The organism is Actinoplanes sandaracinus (assembly GCF_030009775.1).
Taxonomy (GTDB): Bacteria; Actinomycetota; Actinomycetes; order Mycobacteriales; family Micromonosporaceae; genus Actinoplanes; species Actinoplanes sandaracinus.
Genome location: NZ_JASCTH010000008.1, coordinates 308,145 through 326,361, shown reverse-complemented (window position 1 = coordinate 326,361; position 18,217 = coordinate 308,145). Strand labels below are relative to the sequence as shown.

Sequence of the window (18,217 nt, the reverse complement as noted above, 5' to 3'; positions counted from 1 at the left end):
GTGGCGGTGGGGCCCGCGGTGGGCTGGCCCGCGGTGGGCTGGCCCGGGGTGGTGAGCTGGGCCGCAGCGCCGGTGGCGGCCGGAGCGCCGGGCTGCGCGGCCTGGCCGGTGGCGGTCGGCGCCCCGGCGCCGACCGTGGGCTGAGCAGGTGCACCGCTGCCGGGCTGGACCGCCGGCACCGTGCCGGTCTGCGGGGCCGTCTGATCGGTGACCGCCGCATGGGGAGCCGCCGGGTTCGGAGCCGCCGGGGCCTGGCCCGCGCCGGCCTGCGGAGCCGCGACGGTCACCGGCGCCGCACCGGCCACCTCGAGCGCATCCGTCCCGGCCGTCGGGGCAGTGGTGGCCTCGTCCGGGACGGGCGCCGCCGTGGCCATCGCGCTCGCCATCGCACCGGCCAGCGCGGTGCCCGCGGCGGTCTCGTCGCCGGTCTCCTTCCGCTCCGGTTCCACCGCCTCCTCGGACACCGGCCGGGCCGGGGCGGCGGTCTCCTCGGTCACCGTGACCTGGGCCGTCTCGGTTCCGGCCGGACGGGACTGTTCCGGGCTCCCGGCGCGCGCCTCGGCGGCGTGCGGGCCGGGCCCGGTGGGTGCGGTCGGCCGAACGGTCGCGGGCGGCGTGGTGGGCTTCCTGGCCAGCCGTTCGTCCCGTCCGGCGGCCGGCCGGTCGGTCGTGTCCCGGACCGGGGGCCGCTTCAGGTCGCGTCCGGCGGCCCGCTGCGCCGCCTCACGCCCGTCGGCTGCCCGCGCGGCGGCCGCCCGATCGGCGGCCCGTTCGGTGGCGGCCCGGTCGGCGGCCCGGTCGGCCGCCCGGTTGGCGACAGCCCGGTCAGCGGTCCGTTCGGCGGACGCCCGGGAGATCGCGGCCCGCTCGGTGGCGGCGCGGGAGACCGCGGCCCGTTCGGCCGCCGCCCGCTCGGCCGCGGCGCGCGAGGCCAGGTCACGGGTCCCGGCGGCTCGATCAGCCGCCTCCCGGCCGGGGGCAGGGGAGGAAGCGGCCCGATCGCTGGTCCGGGCCGGCTCCTCCCGCTCATCCTCGCCGGGCCGGCCCATCTCGGCCGAGAGCGCCGAGCCGAAGTCCGCCCCGCCCTCGGCGCGCCGCCCGCCCGGCCGCTTGGCCGCCTCGGTGTCCGGCCGGCGGTCGGGACCCGTCACTGAACTCGGCATGGTCATGCGGTCTCCCCTGCTCCTGGGTCACTGATCGTGGGCCACTGATCCGGTCCGGCCTCAGCCGCCGAGCGCGGCCAAGGCCTTCTGCACCTTCGGGACGTACGCCTGGGTCTCGGCGAACGGCGGGATGCCGTCGTACTTGTGCACCGCTCCGCCGCCGGCGTTGTAGGCGGCCAGCGCCAGCGGCACCGACTTGAACTCGCGCAGGTGCTGAGAGAGCAGCTTCGCGGCGCCGTTGATCGCCTGGGCCGGGTCGAAGGCGTCGTCGACTCCCAGTCCGCGAGCGGTCGCCGGCATCAGCTGCATCAGGCCCTGGGCGCCGGCCTTGCTGACCGCCTTCGGGTTGTAACCGGACTCCACCTTGGCGACGGCGGCCAGCAGCTTCGGCGGGACGTCGTACTTGGCGCCGGCCCGTTCGAACAGGTCGGCGTAGGGCACCCCGCTCAGGCCACCGGAGGTCCGCAGACCGGCCGGGCGCAGCGAGGACATGTCCTGGACGGCGGCGGCAGGGACGGTGTCGAGGACACGGCGGATAGCGGTGGGCTTCTCGTACACACTCTGGATCTTGACGTGGTCGCCCGGTTTCGGCGCCGCGATCATCTTGTTGTCGCCCAGGTAGATGGCCACATGGTCGACCGGCGAATTGAAGGCGAGGATGTCACCCGGCTTGGCGTCGGCCATGCCGGCGACCGGGCGGCCGGCCTTGGCCTGCTGCCACGAGTTGCGCGGGAGATCGACGCCCATGTCCTTGTAGGCCCGCTGCACCAGGGCGGAGCAGTCCAGGCCCTTGCCCGGGTCGGTGCCGCCGAAGACGTACGGCGTACCCAGGTATTTCTTGGCCGCCGCCACGATGTCGCCGCCGCTCGGCCCGGCGGCGGTGGCCGTGCCGGTGGCCGTGCCGGCGGCGTTGGCCAGCGCCGAGGCGAACTTCGCGCCCGTCGTGCCGCCGGGGGCCGGTGGGGCCGGTGTGAGGCCGAGCCGATCCTGCAGTTCCGTGACGCGGGACAGGACGCCGCCGACACCCAGCATCATGCTTCGCCCCCGTCCGGCGTGCCGACGTCACCGGCGGAGTTGCGCGCCTTGGCGGTGACCGCGAGCTCGTCGAGGTTCGCCTGATCGGTACGCAGGTCGTGGGCCTTGACGAGGGCCGCGTGCCGCTCGGCCATCATCTCCACCGCCCGCCGCCGTTTGGCGGCGTCGGAGAGGACGGCCTGCTTCTCCCGCTCGACCTCCTCGGCGTCGGTCACCATGCGCTGAGCGCCGAAGACCCCCGCGGCGAGGGACTGACGGGCGACCAGCGCCGCGACCATGGCCCGGGCGGAGCCCTCGCTCGGCGCGTCCGCACCGATGAGTTCCAGCTTGCGGCGCTTCACGAGGGCCTCGGCCTCACGGATGTCGGCTCGGGACTGGATCACGGCGCCGCGGGCGGCGTCCTCCTGTGCCTTGCGGGCGCGGAGCACGGGTGCCAGTCGGAACATGCGATTCAACGTCGGCCTCCTAGTGGGTCGGTGGGCCCTCATCTAGCCGCTTCGGTCCGCCCGCCGAACCCCTGAGCCCCTGCACCCGCTTCGCTACTGACCTGCACATCCGAGTTCCCTCAAGGCGGCGGCCCGTGCCCGGAAGCGCCCGTCTGTCCTTTACCGGGCACATTCCACCCCGAAGTCAACTTCAGGGCCTTCGTGGTACGCGCGAAGACGTGACCAACCGCAACCGAACCGTCCCGCCCGCGCCGCGCCAGGTCTCCTGTCGCCAGGCCGCGGCGCGACCGCCGGGCTGCTGCCCGCTCACGGCGCCCCACTCAGACACTGGCGATGAGTGCGCGCAACGCCGCCCAGGCGGTGTCGGCCGTGGTGCGGTCGTCGAGGTCCTGGCGGAGGAAGGAGCTGATCTGCGGCCATGCTGCGTTGGCCCGGTCGGCGTCCGGGTTGGTGCCGGGCACGTAGGCGCCGATCTCGACCAGTTCGCGGACGTCGCGGTGTGCGGCCATGAGACGGCGCAGTTCGGTGGCGTCGGAGCGCTGTTCCCGGGTAGTGATCTTGTTGGCCACCCGGGAGATCGAGTCCAGCGCCTGGACGGCCGGGAAATGCCCGGCGGTGGCCAGTTTGCGGTCCAGGACGATGTGCCCGTCCAGGATCGAGCGGGCCGCGTCGGCGATCGGCTCGTTGTGGTCGTCGCCCTCGACCAGCACCGTGTAGAGGCCGGTGATGCTGCCCCGGGCGCCCGGCCCGGCGCGTTCCAGCAGGGAGGCGAGCATCGCGAAGACCGACGGCGGGTAGCCGCGGGTGGCCGGCGGCTCGCCGACGGACAGCCCGACCTCGCGCTGGGCCATCGCCGCACGCGTCACGCTGTCCATCATCAGGAGCACGTCGGCGCCTTCGTCGCGGTAGTACTCGGCGATCCGGGTGGCGACGGCCCCGGCCCGGAGCCGGACCAGGGGCGGGGTGTCCGAGGTGGCGATCACCAGCACCGAGCGGGCCAGGCCCTCCGGCCCCAGGTCGTGTTCGATGAACTCGCGCACCTCCCGGCCGCGTTCGCCGACCAGGGCGACCACGTTCAGTTCGGCCGCGGTGCCCCGGGTGATCTGGCTCATCAGGGTGGACTTGCCGACCCCGGATCCGGCGAAGATGCCGATCCGCTGACCCTTGCCGCACGGGATGAGCGTGTCCAGCACGCGTACGCCGAGGGACATCTGCGCGCCGACGAGTTGCCGCTCCATCGCCGAGGGCGGGGCCGAGTCGATCGGCACCAGGTGGCCGCGCAGCGGGGGACCGCCGTCCATCGGGCGGCCCAGACCGTCCAGGATGCGCCCGCGCAGATCCGGGCCGACCGCGACGCGCAGCGGCCCGCCGGTGCTCACCGCCGGGGTGCCGGTGCCGAGGCCGGTGATCGGGCCGAGCGGCATGCAGGACAGCCGGTCGCCGTCGAGCGCGGCCACCTCGGCCAGAACCATGTCCGGCCCGGTGCCGATCTGCAGCAGGTCACCGACGTTGGCCTCGAGGCCGCTCACCGACACGCGCAGGCCGACGGCGCCGGTGACCCGCCCGCTGACCATGGGGCGGGCCGCATCGATGGCGCTCTGCAGGCGGTGCTGGAAGACGTCGGTCATGGTGCTCCCGTGGGGTGTCGCGAAGCCTAGAGCCGTAGCGCCTCGCGGGCCCGGCTCACCGCCGCGGCGATGGTCGCGTCGACGGTCGCGGTGCCGGTTTCGGCGATCGCGTCACCGGGCTGGAGCCCGGCGTCGGAGCGCAGCACGATGCGCCGGCCCCCGAAGTCGAAGTCCTGGCCGGAGCCTTCACCCACCAGGCTGCGGTAGTCGTCCGGGTGCAGGCTGACGGTCACGTCACCATGCTCCGGGGCGGCGGTCATCGCCCGGCGGAGGGCGTCCGCGCCACGTTCCGGGTCGTCTCGCAGGTGCCGGCCGATGATCGCCTCGGCCAGGTCCCAGGCGCTCACGAGGACGACCTCCTGCAACTCGGTGAAGGTCGGCATGAGCTGGTCCTCGAGGCCGGTCACGGCACGGCCGAGGGCGTTCACGGCGCTGGCCAGGGCGGTGGTGCGGCGCTGCTCGTACGCCTCCTCGGCGGCGGCGGCGCGAACCGCGGCCGCCTCGGCGGCGGTCGCGGCGGCGCGTTTGCCCTCTCCCCATCCTTCGGCGTAGCCAGTGGTCCGGGCCTGCTGTTTGGCCTTCTCCACGGCCTCGTTGTCGACCGGGGCCTCCTGCCGCAGGTCGACGCCGAACCGGGCGGCGGCGGCGTTCTCGGCCGCCACCCCGCGGATGACGCGATCAGGCAATGAGCTCATCGACGTCTCCGCCACGCTGGATCTCGATCTGGCCGGAGTCCTCGAGAGTGCGGATGACCCCGACGATCTTGGCTTGCGACTCCTCGACCATCTTGACCTTGACCGGGCCGAGCAGGTCCATCTCCTCCAGCAGGTTCTCCCGGCCGCGCTCGGAGAGGTTTCTGGTGACCTTGTCGCGCACGTTCTCCGGTACGCCCTTGAGCGCGGTGGCCAGGTCGGCCGGCTCCACCTGGCGCAGGATCAGCTGCACCGCCCGGTCTTCGAGGTTCACGACGTCCTCGAACATGAACATCCGGCGGCGGATCTCCTCGGCCAGCTCCGGACTGCGGGCGTCCAGGGCCTCCAGGATCATCCGCTCGGTGGTGCGGTCGGCGCGGTTGATGATGTCGACCAGCGGCTGCAGGCCGCCGACGGTGGAGAGTTCGTCCGGCTGGAGCACGCTGGACAGCTTGCGCTGGAGCGCGCTCTCCACCTGCCGGATGATGTCGGGCGAGGTGCGGTCCATGATCGCGATACGGTGCGCGACCTCGGTCTGCACCTCCAGCGGCAGGCCGGCCAGGATCGACGAGGCCAGAGCCGATGGGATGTGTGCCAGCACCAGCGCGATGGTCTGCGGATGCTCGTACTGGACGTAGGAGAGCAGCTGACGGGGATCGGCGTTGCTGAGGAAGTTGAACGGGATGTCGTTCAGCGACGCTTCGAGCCGGTCCAGGATGAGCGCCGCCCGCTCCTTGCCGAGCGACGCCTCCAACAGCTCCCTGGCGTAGTCCATGCCACCCGACCCGGCGTATCGGGTGGTGGCCATGGCGTAGAACTCGTCCATCACGTCGTCGACCTGGACGGGATCGAGTTTGCCCAGCCGAGCGACCTCGGCGGACAGCATCTCGACCTCTTTCTCGGTCAGGCTGGCCATCACCTGCGCGGCGTGTTCCTTGCCGAACTGGACCAGCATGATCGCGGCCTTGCGCACGCCGTTCATGGAGAGCGTGCTGAGCGCCGGTGTTGTCAACTGATGCTCCTGTGTTTCAGCGGTTGCTGTCGGCGGAGATCCAGCTGCGTATCAGGGTCGCGGTCTCCTCCGGCTTCTCCTTGACCAGATCCTCGATCTCGCGGTGCCGTTCCTGCCGCGCCTCGTCGTTGCGATCGGTCAGTTCGGGCAGTTCCAGCACGTGCGAGGTGGCGACGTCCAGCTCGGCCGCCCGCTGGGCCTCGAGCGCGGCCTGCATCTCCTCCAGGTGCCGGCGCTCCTCGTCGGTGAGTTGCTGCTGGCGCTTGCGGGCGCGGCGGCTGGCCCGCCAGGCCAGCAGGATCAGGATCAGCACGACCAGCACCAGGGCCGCGGTCTGGATCAGCTTGGTCTGCTTCGCGGCCTTCTCGGCCTCCGTGGCGGCCTTGAGCTCGTCCTTGACCGCCTGGGAGGCGCTGTCGTCGAACGGCATGGAGGCCACCGCGATGGTGTCGCCCCGTGTCGGGTCGATGCCGGCCGCCGCGCTGAGCAGTTGCTGCACCTCGTCCGGGTTGATCGCGCCGGCCACCGCGCTGTTCAGCAGAATCGAGACGTTGAGCCGTTCGATGCTGCCCGGCGCGTTCCGGCGCACTTCCTCGGTCTCGTTGAGCTGGCGGTTCCGGACCTCGTTCTTGTTCTGGTACTGGCCGGAGCCGGTGCCGTTGGGCACCTGGATGTTGTCCGGGCCGAGCACCCCACCGGCGGGGTTGCCGGTGCCGTTGTAGGTCTCGGTGCTGAGGCTCTCCGACTGGGCCGGCACGGCCGGGTCGGCGCTGTACTTCTTCTCCCGGATCTCGGACTGGTCGAAGTCGAGCGCGGCGGTGGTGGTGACCACCGACTGGCCCGGGCCGACGAGGCTGTCGAGCATCCGCTGGAGCGAGGCGTTGAGACGGTTCTGGAACGCGACGGTCTGCTGCTCGGCGCCACTGTCCGCGCCGGTCGCGCCGATCGTGTTGCCGCCGCCGGTGGAGAGCATCCGGCCGTTGGAGTCGGCGACGGTGACCTGCGTCGGGTCGAGGCCCTCGACGCTCGACGCCACCAGGTGCACGATGGACTGCACCTGCGCTGTTTCGAGGGTGTTGTTCGCTTTCGACGCGACCAGCACCGAAGCAGTGGGTTTCGCCTGGTCGTCGGCGAAGACGTCCTGCTTGGGCATGACGAGGTGCACCGTCGCCGCCTCGACCCCGTCGATCGATTTGATCGTCTTGGACAGCTCACCCTCCAGCGCCCGCTGGTAGTTGGCGTGCTGCATGAAGTCGCTGGTGGTGATGCCCTGCTGGTCCAGCAACGAGTAACCGGTGCCCTCGTCGTTGGGCAGGCCCTCGCCGGACAGCTGGAGCCGGAGCTGGTTCACCTGGTCACGCGGCACCAGAATCGTCTGACCGTCATTGGCGAGTTCGTAGCTGGTGCCGGCCTTCTGCAGCGACTCGACGATCGCGCTGGCGTCCTTGGTGGACAGATTGTTGAAGAGAATCTGGTACGACGGCTTGGCCGCCCAGGTGGCGAAGAAGTAGCCACCGACAGCGAGTGCGAGAACCGCGAAGATCGTGACAGCCTTCTGTCCCGGTGTGAAGGACTTGAAGGTGTCCGTGACGCGGCGTACCGGAGCGGGAAGGCGGTCGGTCATGTCAGGCCTGCATCCTCATGATCTCCTGGAACGCCTCCACGGCCTTGTTACGGACGGCCATGGTGAGCTGGAGTCCGAGGGATGCCTCGGTGGCGGCGATCGTGTACTGCGCCGGGTCGACCAGCCGGCCGTCGGCCACCTGGACGGCCAGGTCGCTGGCCTTGGCCTGGGACGCGTGCACGTTCTCGATGCCCTTGGCGAGCATCCCGGCGAAGTCGGTGTTCGGTCCCTGCGCCGGGGCACTCTCGTCCGAGCCGGTGAGGCCACCCAGACCGCTGACGCCGCCCAGGCCGCCGCCGCGGCCGCTGATGCCCTCGACGGCGGAGAAGCCGCCGAGGGGGCTGATCGGTGAGGTCATGGTGATCACTTCCCGAGGTTGATCGCGGCGGTGTACGACTCACGAGCACGGTCGACGACCGAGAGATTTGCCTGGTAGGAACGCTGGGCCATCATGAGCTGGGCCATCTGGTTGCCCATGTCGATGTCCGGCCGGCGGACGTAGCCCTCGGCGTCGGCGAGCGGGTTGTCCGGCTCGTAGGCCAGGACACCCTCGGCGCTGCCGTACTGGATGCCGCCGACCTCGGCGCCGTTTCCGTCCTGTGCGGCGCGGGCCTCGACGTACCGGGCCTGGAAGGCGTTCTCGGAGGTCCGGGTGGTGGTGTTGATGTTGGCGAGGTTGTCGGCGACCGCGTCCAGCCACTTGCGGTAGACGGTGACGCCGCTACCCGCGATCCCGATGGCGTTGAAGGTACTCATCGTCAGGCCCCCTTGATGGCTTCGCGCAGAGAGCTGTACTTGCCGTCCAGCGCACGGATGGCGAGCGAATAGCGCATCGAGGTGTCGATGTGCGAGAGCGTTTCCTGATCGAGGTTGACGTTGTTGCCGTTGAGCCGTGTCGGCTCCAGTGACGTCAGCACACTCGGGGTGACCCTGGCGGGAGAAGCGCCGTGGGCGACGGCGCTCTGCAGCGCCTCCTCGAATTTGACCTTACGTGCCCGGTAACCGGGGGTCTCGATGTTGGCGATGTTATTGGCGATGGCCTGCTGCCGTGCCGCCAGTCCGGAAACGGCGACGCGAAGAGAGGCGGAAGCGCGGTCGTCGAACAAGGTGAGCTCCCTAGTCGATCCGTCAGGTCGCCGATCCGTGGCTTCTTGGTGAGCATTCCGTGCTCGTACCCTGCATTTCGGCGTGCCAGGCGATCCGCTGAGTCCCAACCGGTTGCTGGAAGGTTGCACGCGAAAAGGTCCCGGACCCTCCGGGGCCGGGACCTACTTGGAAAAGCGTCTTACATGGCGCAATCGAGATATACCGGACGTTTGACCGCTTCTCCCGTCTCGATGCGCGACGTCATCGCCATCTGCTGGCGGTTCGCGGTGAGCCGCCGGGCGATCTCCTCGGCCGCGGCGAGCTGGCGGGTCAGAATCTCGTCGGCGCGCGGCCGGAGTTCGAGCGGCAGAGCGCCCAGCTCGGTCGGCGGTCGCCACAGGTTCGACGGCGGCGTCTCGGCGAGGCGGCGCTCGTCGGCCAGCATCGCCTCGACCTCGACGACGTCCAGCTCCAGCTCGTCCAGAGCCGCCGCCCACTCCACACCCCAGTCACGGGTCTCCACGGCGGTCGTCATGTCGAGGCCGTCGCAGCCTCGCGCCACGCGTCGCGCAGCGGCTCCAGCAGAGCCCGGCATCCGGCCACCCGGTCGGCGTCCTGCCTGATGTTCGCGCCGATCAGCTCGGTCAGGACGAAGCCGTACAGGGCGGCCAGGCCAGGAGCGCCGTCCCAAGCCTCCAGGTTCAGGGTGACGCGCAGCTCGAGAACGATTTCCTGAGCGTGATTGATCTTGTCATTGGCCTGGTCCCGGTCGCCGTGACGAATCGCCTCCTCGCCGTGCATGAGGTCGAGGATCAACCTGTCATAGAGCATGATCAGCAGCTTGGCGGGCGAGGCTGTGTTGATCGAATCCTGCAGGTAACGGTCGCGGAGGTTGGCTGCGCTCATGAGTTTCCTTTGATCAGATGCCGGCGGCTGGAGGCTGATGGAGATCGTCAGCCGCCCATGGCCCCGGAGAGCCAGCTCGACTGGTTGTTCAGCTTGCCGAGAGCTGTCTCCAGGCCCGCGTACTGCCGCTGCAGCGCCTGCCTCCGGCTGGACAGCCGGACATCCCAGTTCTCGATCTGAGTGGTAAGCGTGTCGATCTCGCTCTTCCGGCCGGTGATCACACCGGTGACGGTCTTCGACTGCTTGTCGGCGAGCGCCCGGACCTGGGACCCGAACGCCATGCCGGCTTCCTGGATCTTGGCCGGGTCCTCGGTGTACGCCTTGGTGAACTTCGACGCGTCGAACTCCATCAGGCCGTCCCGGCTCAGAGAGATGCCGAGCTGGCCGAGAGAACCGAAGCCGACGGTCTCCTTGATGTCGTTCTCGTCGGCGTCCTTGCCCACGACCTTGTCGTACGACAGCCCGCCGCTGACCATGCTCAGTACGGCCTGGTTCATCTGGCGGATGGTGAAGTCACCCGTGAGGGGCGAGCCCTTCCTGGTCTCCGGGTCGTACGTGGTCTGCGTCTTGATTTCGGTCAGTGCCGCGTTGGCGGCATCGACCAGCGCCTTGAACTTGTCGGCGACGGCGCCGGTGTCGGCGGTGGCGTCGACCGTGACGTTGGACTCCTCCTTCGAGACGGAGAGCGTGACGCCCGGCATCACCCCGCTGAAGGTGTTGGTGCTGCTGACGACCGTGTACTCGGTCGGGGTGTTCTTGTTCATGGTCAGCACCGCGTCCTTGCCGGACGTGGTCTCCGGCCCGGTGCCGCCGGTGCCGGCGGTCTCCAGTCCGGAGATCTGGAATCCGTTCGCGGCGCCGCTCTTCATGGAGGTGAACTGCACCACGCCCTCGGTGCCCGAGGTGGTGACCGTGTAGGCGCGAATGCCCGCACCGGCCGAGTTGACCGCGTTGGTGAGGTTGTCCGCTTTCCGCGGGTCCGGGATGGTGACGTTCACCGGGTCGCCCACCGGCGTGAACTCGTCGACTCCGTCCGCGTCGATGTCCGGGCTCCAGGTGCCCGGCTGGATCGTGATGGACGCGGGAAAGACCTGCTCCGCCGTGGTGTCGGACATCTTGAGGAGCGAGGTCTGGGCCCGCGCCACCGAGGTGACGTCGAACTTGACGCTGCCGGTCATGCCGGTGAGGCCGCCCACGGCCGTGGCGGTGACGCTCTCGGAGCTGGAGTTCGTCTTCAGCGCCCGCCACGAGCCCATCGAGCTCACCGCGTCGGCGGCCGACTTGAGAGCCTTGAGCTTGGTGTTGACGGACTGGTATGAGGTCACCGCGGTCTCCGCGGTCTCGACCTTGGCCTTGAGCTTGGTCTGCGGGGCGGCCTCGACCTTCATCATCTGGCTGATCATCGAGGACGTGCTGAGACCACTGACGAGGCCGTCGACGGAACTGCTCACGGGAGCCTACTTTCCGGTACCGAGTTCGAGAACGGAGCGGGGGCAGCCGGCTGGGCGTGCCGGCTACCCCCACCCTCTTCGGTCGTTCGTGTTGCGGTTTCAGTTGTCGGCGGTAGCTATCCGGTTGCTCAGCGCAGCAGGGACAGCACGCCCTGCGAACCCTGGTTGGCCTGCGACAGCATGGAGGTTCCGGCCTGGGTGAGGATCTGGTTGCGGGTGAAGCCCACCATCTCCTGAGCCATGTCGGTGTCGCGGATCCGGGACTCGGAGGCGGACAGGTTCTCGACCGCGGTGTTCAGGTTGTTGATGGTGTGCTCGAAGCGGTTCTGGTGGGCACCGAGCTTGGCGCGGGTGTCGGAGACCGACTGGATGGCGACGTCCAGCGCTTCGATCGCCTCGGCGGCGCCGGTCTTCGTCCCGCCGTTCTGCGCGGCGGTCTTCGTGAGGTCCAGGTTGGCGAGACCCAGCGTCTTGGAGTTGATGGCGCCGATGCCGACGTTCAGGGTCTCGCCGGAGTTGGCGCCGATCTGGAAGGAGCCCGGCGTCGCTCCGGTCTTCGCCTCCGACGCGCCGGAGATGCCGAGGCCGCTGGCGGTGAGCTCGAAACCGCTAGTGCCGGAGGCCGTGTAAGTCGTCTCGCCGGTCGTCTTGTCGACGCTCGCCGTGACCTCCATCGAGACGTCGCCGAAGCCCCCGTCCTTCAGGGCCGTGGAGATGGCATCGTTGATCTTCGCGGCGGCCGCCTGCGGGGTGAGCGTCGCCAGCCCGGTGACGTCGGGAATGGTGATCGTCGCACCGGAGGCCTGCTTGGGAAGCCCGCCGATCGTCATGCCGGAGAGCGTGTCGGCCAGCGCACCGGGCGTGGCCGGAGCGCTCGCAGTAGCGGGGGTGCCCGCGACGGTCCCGCTCTTCGTGTTCGTCATGCCGAAGGAGCCGTCGAGCAGCTTCGACTTGCCGAACGAGGTGGTCTCGGCCATCCGGTCGATCTCGCCGGCGAGCTGCGTGAACTCCTCAGCCGCGGCCTTCTTGGCGCTGTCGTCGAGAGAAGCGTTGTTGGCCTGGACGGAGAGGTCGCGCATGCGCTGCAGCATGCTGGTGGTCTCGTTCAGCGCACCTTCAGCGGTCTGCACGACGCTGATCGCGTCCTGGGCGTTGCGCACCGCGACCTTGAGGCCACCGGTCTGCGACCGCAGGCCCTCGGAGATGGAGAGGCCGGCAGCGTCGTCCGAGGCCCGGTTGATCCGGAAGCCACTGGACAGCTTCTCCAGCGACTTCGACATCTGGTTGTCGGTGACCGACAGGTTCCGGTAGGCGTTCTGCGCGGCGATGTTCTGGTTGATGCGGAGACCCATGGGGTGTTCCTCCTTGACTGGGGTCTGGAACCGGCCCGTCCGTGAGCCGTGGTGTTGCGCCCTTCTGTTCGGCCGGTCGCCGAGAGGCACTGAGGATTCTCTGAGATTTCTTCGGGCTTTTCGGGCGAACCGGAGAAGTGCTGATCCGGGGGAAACCGCTCAGTGGCACGGCGGATGTGCCGACCTGTCCGAATGAGCGGGTCCGCCGAGTGGGTGAGCCCGACCGGCTATACGACGGAGGACCGGGTGAGCCTGACCGACCTGGCCAGTGTCCTTTGGCGCTCACGCGAGCTGCTGGAGATGCTGCTGTTCAAGCTTGAGGAGGAGCAGTTGCTCCTCGCGTCCAACCGGTCCCGATGGCTCAGTCACGCCACCCGCGAGGTGGAGGTGGTCCTGGACCAGATCCGGCAGACCGAGGTGATCCGTGCGGCGTACTCCCAGGAGGTCGCGGTCGAGCTCGGATTGTCGCCGGACGCCTCGCTCGGTGAGCTCGCCGACGCGGCCCCGGCCCCCTGGTCGGACCTGTTGCACCAGCACCGCAAGGCATTCCTGATGCTGACGTCGGAGATCCGGGCCCTGGCCGACGTCAACCGGGAGCTGCTCACCGCCGGTCAGCGCGCGGCTCGCGAAACGATGCTCGCGTTCGCCGAGACTGTGGAAACGTACGGACCGCAGGGCCAGACCGTAAGCGGCGCCGTGCGGCGCCCCACCCTGGTTGATGAGGCGATCTGATGGGCAGCACATTCGGCGGACTCAACACGGCGCTCACTTCGCTCTACGCGCAGCGCCGTGGTCTGGACGTGACCGGACAGAACATCGCTAACGCGAGCACCGAGGGCTACACCCGGCAACGGGTGGTGATGCAGTCACAGAACGCCAATCTGGTGCCCGGCGTCTACGCCACCACGAGCGCGGTGGGCGACGGGGTCACCGTCTCCTCTGTGGAGCGACTCCGCAACACGGCGCTCGACCATCGCAGCTACACCGAGCACGCGAACTCGGCCTTCCACAACGAGCGGGCCGGGGCGTACAACCTGATCGAGGACGCCTTCGGGGAACCGAGCGACACCGCCCTTCAGGCACGCCTGCAGGACATGTGGGACGGCTGGAACGTGGTGGCCGCCAACCCGTCCCAGAAGGCGCCGAAGTCGGCGCTGCTGGAGCAGGCGACCACCGTCGCGGCCTCGCTCAACGACGCGTCCGCGGCGATGAACCGTCAGTACATGGCGACCCAGAGCGGACTGGACACCTACGTCGGCGAGGTGAACAAGACGGCCGCCTCGATCGCCAAGCTGAACCAGGAGATCGTGGTCGCCACCCAGGCCGGCCTGCAGGCGAACGAACTGATGGACCAGCGCGGCCAGCAGATCCTCAAGCTGTCGGAGATGGTCGGCGCCACGGCCACGGACCTGCCCAACGGTGCGACCAGCGTCTACGTCGGCAGCGCCCAGCTGGTCAGTGACTTCAACGTGCGCGAGATCGCGCTCAAGGATCCCGGTGCGCTCCGGCTCGAAGACCTGGGCAAGGGCCTCGACGTCGAGCTGCAGTGGAAGGACACCGGCGGCACGGTCGTCGCGGGCGGCACCATGGGCGCCCAGGTGGAGACGCTGTCCAAGGACGGGATCCTGGCGACGATGGCGAATCGGCTGGACACGGTCGCCACCACGCTCGCGGCCGACGTCAACTCCCGGCACCGGGCCGCGTTCGGCATGGACGGCAGCACGAACCAGAACTTCTTCGAAGCCCGCAACGGCCGTGTGGACGCCGACGGCAATCCGGTGGTCACCGCGGCGAACATCACCGTCAACCCGGCCCTGCTGGCGGACGTCGACAAGCTGGGTGTGTCCTCGGGCAACCCCAGGGCGGCCACGCCGGAGGACAGGGTGCTGGACGGAGTGACCGCCGACGCGCTCTCCGACCTGGCCGACTCCCGCAGCGGCGCCGACGCCGCCTACCAGGCACTGATCGGCGACCTCGGCGTGTCCGCGCAGTCCTCGATCCGCCGGCGGGACATCCAGAACGCCGTGACCGACCAGGTGGACGCCGCGCGGGACTCGGAGTCGGGGGTCAACCTCGACGAGGAGATGACGAACCTGCTGACCTACCAGCGCGGGTACGAGGCCGCGTCGCGCGTCCTGACCACGATCGACTCGATGCTCGACCAGCTGATCAACCGCACCGGCCTGGTCGGTAGGTAAGGGGGCACCGTCCATGAGCAGCCCGCGGATCACCGAGAGCAGCGTCCGCACCCGGACGATGGCCAGCCTGCAACGCAATCTGAGCCGGACCCAGAACGCCCAGGACCAGATCTCCAGCGGCAAGCAACTGCGCCGTCCGTCGGACTCGCCGACCGGCACGGTCACCGCGCTCCAGCTTCGCGGCGAGGTGCGCGCCAACAAGAAGTACTCGGCCAACGCGGACGACGCGATGGGCCGGCTCGGCACGGTGCAGGACACCTTGCAGAGCGCGTCCGGGCTGCTCCAGAAGGTGCGGACGCTCACCCTCGAGGCGTCCAGCATGGGCGGCGGCAGTACGCCGCAGGCGAACAAGGCCCGGGCCGAGGAGATCGAGCAGATCAAAGGCACGCTCATCCAGTACGCGAACACCAAGTACCTGGATCGCCCGGTCTTCGGCGGCTCCACTCCGGACAGCACCGCCTATGCGCAGGGCGGCACCTACTCCGGCGAGGGAGCCGGCGAGGCGCTGCGCTCGATCGGTCCGAACGCCAAGGTCCGTGTCGACGTGCGCGGCCCCGAGGTGTTCGGCATGGACTGGGTGATGCAGCCGGACGGCGTCACGCCGGCCGTGGACGCCAATGGTGACCGCGTTCCCAATCCGGACCAGCTCTTTCGGGTTCTCGACGACCTTTCCACGGCTATGCGGACAGGCGATTCCGCCGGTATCACCGCTGGTCTGGGGAAACTTGATAAAGCGTCCGAAATCGTGAACTCAACCCTTTCGGATGTAGGTGCCCGATACAATCGGATTGAACAGATGAAGCAGTCCGCTGAGGATCGCTTGATGTCCGTTTCGTCGCAGTTGTCCGATATCGAGGATGTCGACCTGCCCAAGGCGATCATGGAATTGCAGCTCCAGCAGACCTCGTATCAGGCCGCCCTGGCCGCCACGGCCAAGGTGATCCAGCCCTCGCTCATCGATTTCCTGAGGTGACCATGACTACTCGCACCGCGTCCCGTCCGATTGAGGCCACCACGACCGACCCGTCGCTGGGGCTGCCGACCATCACGATGGCGGTGCCTATGCCGGGTTTCCCGTCCTATCGGGAGTTCGTTCTGGTGCGTCTCAACGAAGATGGACTGCTGTACGCGTTCACGTCCGTCGAGAACCCGGAGCTCCGTTTCCTGGTGGCCCCGCCGGAGCCGTTCTTCCCGGACTACGCCCCGGAGATCGACAACGGGGTGTTCGCCGCGCTGAACACCAAGGACCCGGACCGGCTGCTGCTGCTCACGGTCATCACCGCGAGCGAGAACGAGACCACCGCGAACCTGCTCGCCCCGATCGTGGTGGACCGCGACAGCATGCGGGCCATGCAGGTGGTTCTCGGCGGATCGAACTATCCGGTCCGGGCCATCATGAACCGGGCCTTCTGACCCTCCACCGCGGGCGCGGTCGCGTTCCTCGCGGCCGCGCCTTTGCCATGCTGTGGCGTTCCATGGATGGAGGAGGGCACCGATGCTTGTGCTGACCCGGCGGGCCGGTGAGAGCGTGATGATCGGCGACGACGTCGTCATCACGGTGCTCGAGGCCCGCGGCGACGTCATCCGGCTGGGCATCCAGGCCCCCCGAGACGTGCAGGTGCACCGCGAAGAGGTCTACCGCGAACTCCAGGACGCCAACCGGGCGGCGGCCTCGCCCACCGATGGCGCCGTGCACGCACTCGCCAAGATGCTCGGAAGCCCGGATCCCGCGGCCGAGTGAGGACACTGCAAGCGCCCGTCGCCGTGAGGTGGCGGGCGTTCCGTCATCCCATGGACACCCCGCGGCTCCGGAGGAACGCGATCGGGTCCACCGCGTTGTCATGGATCGCGGGCGCCGCCTCGACGTGCACCTCGAAGTGCAGGTGCGGTCCGGAGGACGAACCCGAGGTGCCGACGTGGCCGAGCAACTGGCCCTTCGTGACGGCCTGGCCGACCGCGACGACCGGGCGCCGGACCATGTGGCAGTAACGGGTGACGACCTTGCCGGCGTGCTGCACCTCCACGTACCAGCCGCAGCCCCGGAGAGCCGGCTTGCCGTCGACGTCACAGGTGCCGGCCGAGACGTTGCAGACCACCCGGATCACCGTGCCGGCCGCCGCGGCCAGGATCGGGGTCTCGCGCCGGGCGGAGAGGTCGACGCCGTCGTGCGCCGGCCGTGCGACGGTGCGGAAACCACTGACCAGGCCGGCGGTCACCGGCAGTCCCCAACTCTCACCGGGGGTGGGAGCGGGAATCGAGGGAGCGGGGGCCGGCGGCGCCGGCGGGACGGCTGCCGGGCATGCGGGGATGGGAGTGGCCGGGCGCCGCACGTACGCGTCCGAGACGTAGTGACCGTTGGCCAGCCGATCCCAGAGGTTCGTGGTCCGTACCGTGCCGGTGATCCGTTGCGCGGTGACCTGGCAGACGATCGCGACCCGGCCGCCGTTGGCGATCGTGCCGGTCTTCTCCGCGACCGGGGACGGCATGCGCCGCATGGTGAGCGCCGTGCCGCCGGTCCGGGCCGTCCCGGTGACCGCGGTCGCGGTCGGGGTGGCGATCGGGCCGGCGGCGGCCGGCACGGCCATCGGCAGCAGCGCGCCCACCAGTCCGGTCACCAGAGCCGCAGGCACCTTCATGCTCTCCCCCTTCGGCGCGCGGGCGGGCGCTCGCGGTCAAGGGAAAGGTTGGCCGCCGCGGGATGCGGTCCAGGGTGCGCGACGATTGCGGGCCGGTTGCCGCGATGATCGTCGCTGGGGCGCTCCTGACCTGCACCGGCGGCTGACCCGGGAGACAACGTCGGACCCGCAGTCTCATCCTCGGCGGGAGAAACCCGTCCCATTCAGCGGGGAGTCGGCATGGGAGCAGAGCGCGAGTCAGTCATCGGTGGCGGTGCGGTCGGCACTGCCTGCGCACTGGATCTGTCCGTGGACGCGCATGTGCACACCGGGTTCGCGGCCGGACGGGACGCCGTCGGCGTGGTGGTCTCGGCCGCCGACCGGGCCGGTCTGACCGCACTCACCTTCGCCGACCAGGCGGGGCCGGACACCACCTGGCTCACCGCCTACTCCGACGCGGTGCGGCGGGCCCGGCACCGTACCGAGATGAATCTGCGGGTCGCCGCAGAGGTGGAGGTCGTCCGCTCGGACGGATGGCTGGCCCTGCCCGCCGACCTCGCTCCGCTGGACGCCCTCTCGGTGGCGGTCTCCTGCCTGCCGGCCGGTGGGGAGTTGCTGACTCCGCGCGAGGTCCGCGCCCGGCTCGACGCTGGTCTGATGGACGCCTCTCAGGTGGCGGAGCTGCTGGTGGCGGCCACCGTGAAAGGTGTGGAGCGCGCCTCGCGGTACGTGCCGTCGCAGCTCGCCCGCCCGTTGGCGCTGCTCGGCCAGGCGGGCCTCGACGACTCCGCGGTGACGCCCGCGCTGATCGCCGACCTGGCCGCCGCCTGCCGGGCCACCGGAACCGTGGTGGAGGTCAGCGAGGCCTGGCGCAGCCCGTCACCGCGCGTGGTGGAGATGCTTCTGGATGCCGCCGTGACCGTGGTGCCGGCGAGCGACGCCCGCTATGCCGCAGAGGTAGGCCGTTGGCAATACCTGCGTCGTGTCTGAGCGAAACCGAACACGAGTC

Annotated in this window: 20 protein-coding genes and 1 pseudogene; 6 read left to right on the top strand and 15 right to left on the bottom strand. The window is 69.8% G+C overall.

What is annotated here, in order from left to right:
- The 14 genes and pseudogenes from QLQ12_RS15115 to QLQ12_RS15050 all read right to left on the bottom strand — a co-directional run.
- Nucleotides 1-1,151 (bottom strand): annotated as a pseudogene (locus tag QLQ12_RS15115) (hypothetical protein); the annotation flags it as partial.
- 72 nt (nt 1,152-1,223) lie between these two features.
- Nucleotides 1,224-2,198: a transglycosylase SLT domain-containing protein gene (locus QLQ12_RS15110; protein ID WP_282760392.1), complete on the bottom strand. Its 975-nt coding sequence runs from the start codon at nt 2,196-2,198 to the stop codon at nt 1,224-1,226.
- Nucleotides 2,195-2,644, bottom strand: coding sequence for a flagellar export protein FliJ (locus QLQ12_RS15105; RefSeq protein WP_282760390.1), 450 nt, complete (start codon nt 2,642-2,644; stop codon nt 2,195-2,197). The genes QLQ12_RS15110 and QLQ12_RS15105 overlap by 4 nt, the downstream gene beginning before the upstream one ends.
- A gap of 320 nt (nt 2,645-2,964) precedes the next feature.
- Nucleotides 2,965-4,272 (bottom strand): FliI/YscN family ATPase, encoded by a 1,308-nt coding sequence (locus QLQ12_RS15100; RefSeq protein ID WP_282760388.1) that lies wholly within the window; start codon nt 4,270-4,272, stop codon nt 2,965-2,967.
- Between the two features lie 26 nt (nt 4,273-4,298).
- Nucleotides 4,299-4,967, bottom strand: coding sequence for a FliH/SctL family protein (locus tag QLQ12_RS15095; RefSeq protein ID WP_282760386.1), 669 nt, complete (start codon nt 4,965-4,967; stop codon nt 4,299-4,301).
- Entirely contained in the window at nt 4,951-5,976 is a 1,026-nt protein-coding gene (fliG, locus tag QLQ12_RS15090) for a flagellar motor switch protein FliG (RefSeq protein ID WP_282760384.1), read from the bottom strand. Before fliG ends, QLQ12_RS15095 begins: the two co-directional genes overlap by 17 nt.
- A gap of 16 nt (nt 5,977-5,992) precedes the next feature.
- Entirely contained in the window at nt 5,993-7,600 is a 1,608-nt protein-coding gene (gene fliF, locus QLQ12_RS15085; RefSeq protein WP_282760382.1) for a flagellar basal-body MS-ring/collar protein FliF, read from the bottom strand.
- Nucleotide 7,601: 1 nt separating this feature from the next.
- Nucleotides 7,602-7,958: a flagellar hook-basal body complex protein FliE gene (gene fliE / locus QLQ12_RS15080; protein WP_282760381.1), complete on the bottom strand. Its 357-nt coding sequence runs from the start codon at nt 7,956-7,958 to the stop codon at nt 7,602-7,604.
- A 5-nt stretch (nt 7,959-7,963) separates the two neighbouring features.
- Nucleotides 7,964-8,356: a flagellar basal body rod protein FlgC gene (locus QLQ12_RS15075; RefSeq protein ID WP_282760380.1), complete on the bottom strand. Its 393-nt coding sequence runs from the start codon at nt 8,354-8,356 to the stop codon at nt 7,964-7,966.
- Nucleotides 8,357-8,358: 2 nt separating this feature from the next.
- On the bottom strand, nt 8,359-8,706 hold the full coding sequence (flgB, locus tag QLQ12_RS15070) for a flagellar basal body rod protein FlgB (protein WP_282760379.1): 348 nt from the start codon (nt 8,704-8,706) through the stop codon (nt 8,359-8,361).
- Nucleotides 8,707-8,885: 179 nt separating this feature from the next.
- Nucleotides 8,886-9,221 carry a hypothetical protein gene (locus tag QLQ12_RS15065; protein WP_282760377.1) on the bottom strand — a complete coding sequence of 112 codons (336 nt, stop codon included), beginning with the start codon at nt 9,219-9,221 and terminating at the stop codon, nt 8,886-8,888.
- The gene (fliS, locus tag QLQ12_RS15060; RefSeq protein WP_282760376.1) at nt 9,218-9,592 is read right to left on the bottom strand and encodes a flagellar export chaperone FliS; all 375 of its coding nucleotides are present in this window, start codon (nt 9,590-9,592) and stop codon (nt 9,218-9,220) included. Before fliS ends, QLQ12_RS15065 begins: the two co-directional genes overlap by 4 nt.
- A gap of 47 nt (nt 9,593-9,639) precedes the next feature.
- Nucleotides 9,640-11,043 carry a flagellar filament capping protein FliD gene (gene fliD / locus QLQ12_RS15055; RefSeq protein ID WP_282760374.1) on the bottom strand — a complete coding sequence of 468 codons (1,404 nt, stop codon included), beginning with the start codon at nt 11,041-11,043 and terminating at the stop codon, nt 9,640-9,642.
- Nucleotides 11,044-11,171: 128 nt separating this feature from the next.
- Nucleotides 11,172-12,395: a flagellin N-terminal helical domain-containing protein gene (locus QLQ12_RS15050; protein WP_282760372.1), complete on the bottom strand. Its 1,224-nt coding sequence runs from the start codon at nt 12,393-12,395 to the stop codon at nt 11,172-11,174.
- 246 nt (nt 12,396-12,641) lie between these two features.
- Here QLQ12_RS15050 and QLQ12_RS15045 point away from each other — a divergent pair, with 246 nt between their 5' ends.
- The 5 genes from QLQ12_RS15045 (at nt 12,642) to csrA (ending at nt 16,334) form a co-directional block, all read left to right on the top strand.
- Nucleotides 12,642-13,127 carry a flagellar protein FlgN gene (locus QLQ12_RS15045; protein WP_282760370.1) on the top strand — a complete coding sequence of 162 codons (486 nt, stop codon included), beginning with the start codon at nt 12,642-12,644 and terminating at the stop codon, nt 13,125-13,127.
- Nucleotides 13,127-14,593 carry a flagellar hook-associated protein FlgK gene (gene flgK, locus QLQ12_RS15040; protein WP_282760369.1) on the top strand — a complete coding sequence of 489 codons (1,467 nt, stop codon included), beginning with the start codon at nt 13,127-13,129 and terminating at the stop codon, nt 14,591-14,593. Before QLQ12_RS15045 ends, flgK begins: the two co-directional genes overlap by 1 nt.
- A gap of 13 nt (nt 14,594-14,606) precedes the next feature.
- Nucleotides 14,607-15,566 (top strand): flagellin N-terminal helical domain-containing protein, encoded by a 960-nt coding sequence (locus tag QLQ12_RS15035; RefSeq protein WP_282760368.1) that lies wholly within the window; start codon nt 14,607-14,609, stop codon nt 15,564-15,566.
- A 2-nt stretch (nt 15,567-15,568) separates the two neighbouring features.
- On the top strand, nt 15,569-16,006 hold the full coding sequence (fliW, locus tag QLQ12_RS15030) for a flagellar assembly protein FliW (protein WP_282760367.1): 438 nt from the start codon (nt 15,569-15,571) through the stop codon (nt 16,004-16,006).
- An 82-nt stretch (nt 16,007-16,088) separates the two neighbouring features.
- Nucleotides 16,089-16,334 carry a carbon storage regulator CsrA gene (gene csrA, locus QLQ12_RS15025; protein WP_282760366.1) on the top strand — a complete coding sequence of 82 codons (246 nt, stop codon included), beginning with the start codon at nt 16,089-16,091 and terminating at the stop codon, nt 16,332-16,334.
- A 43-nt stretch (nt 16,335-16,377) separates the two neighbouring features.
- Here the strand turns inward: csrA and QLQ12_RS15020 are convergent, their stop codons facing one another.
- Complete coding sequence (locus tag QLQ12_RS15020; RefSeq protein ID WP_282760364.1) at nt 16,378-17,229, bottom strand: M23 family metallopeptidase; 852 nt, start codon at nt 17,227-17,229, stop codon at nt 16,378-16,380.
- A gap of 219 nt (nt 17,230-17,448) precedes the next feature.
- On the opposite strand from QLQ12_RS15020, the gene QLQ12_RS15015 reads away from it, so the two are divergent.
- Nucleotides 17,449-18,198 (top strand): hydrolase, encoded by a 750-nt coding sequence (locus QLQ12_RS15015; protein ID WP_282760362.1) that lies wholly within the window; start codon nt 17,449-17,451, stop codon nt 18,196-18,198.
- Nucleotides 18,199-18,217 lie beyond the last annotated feature (19 nt).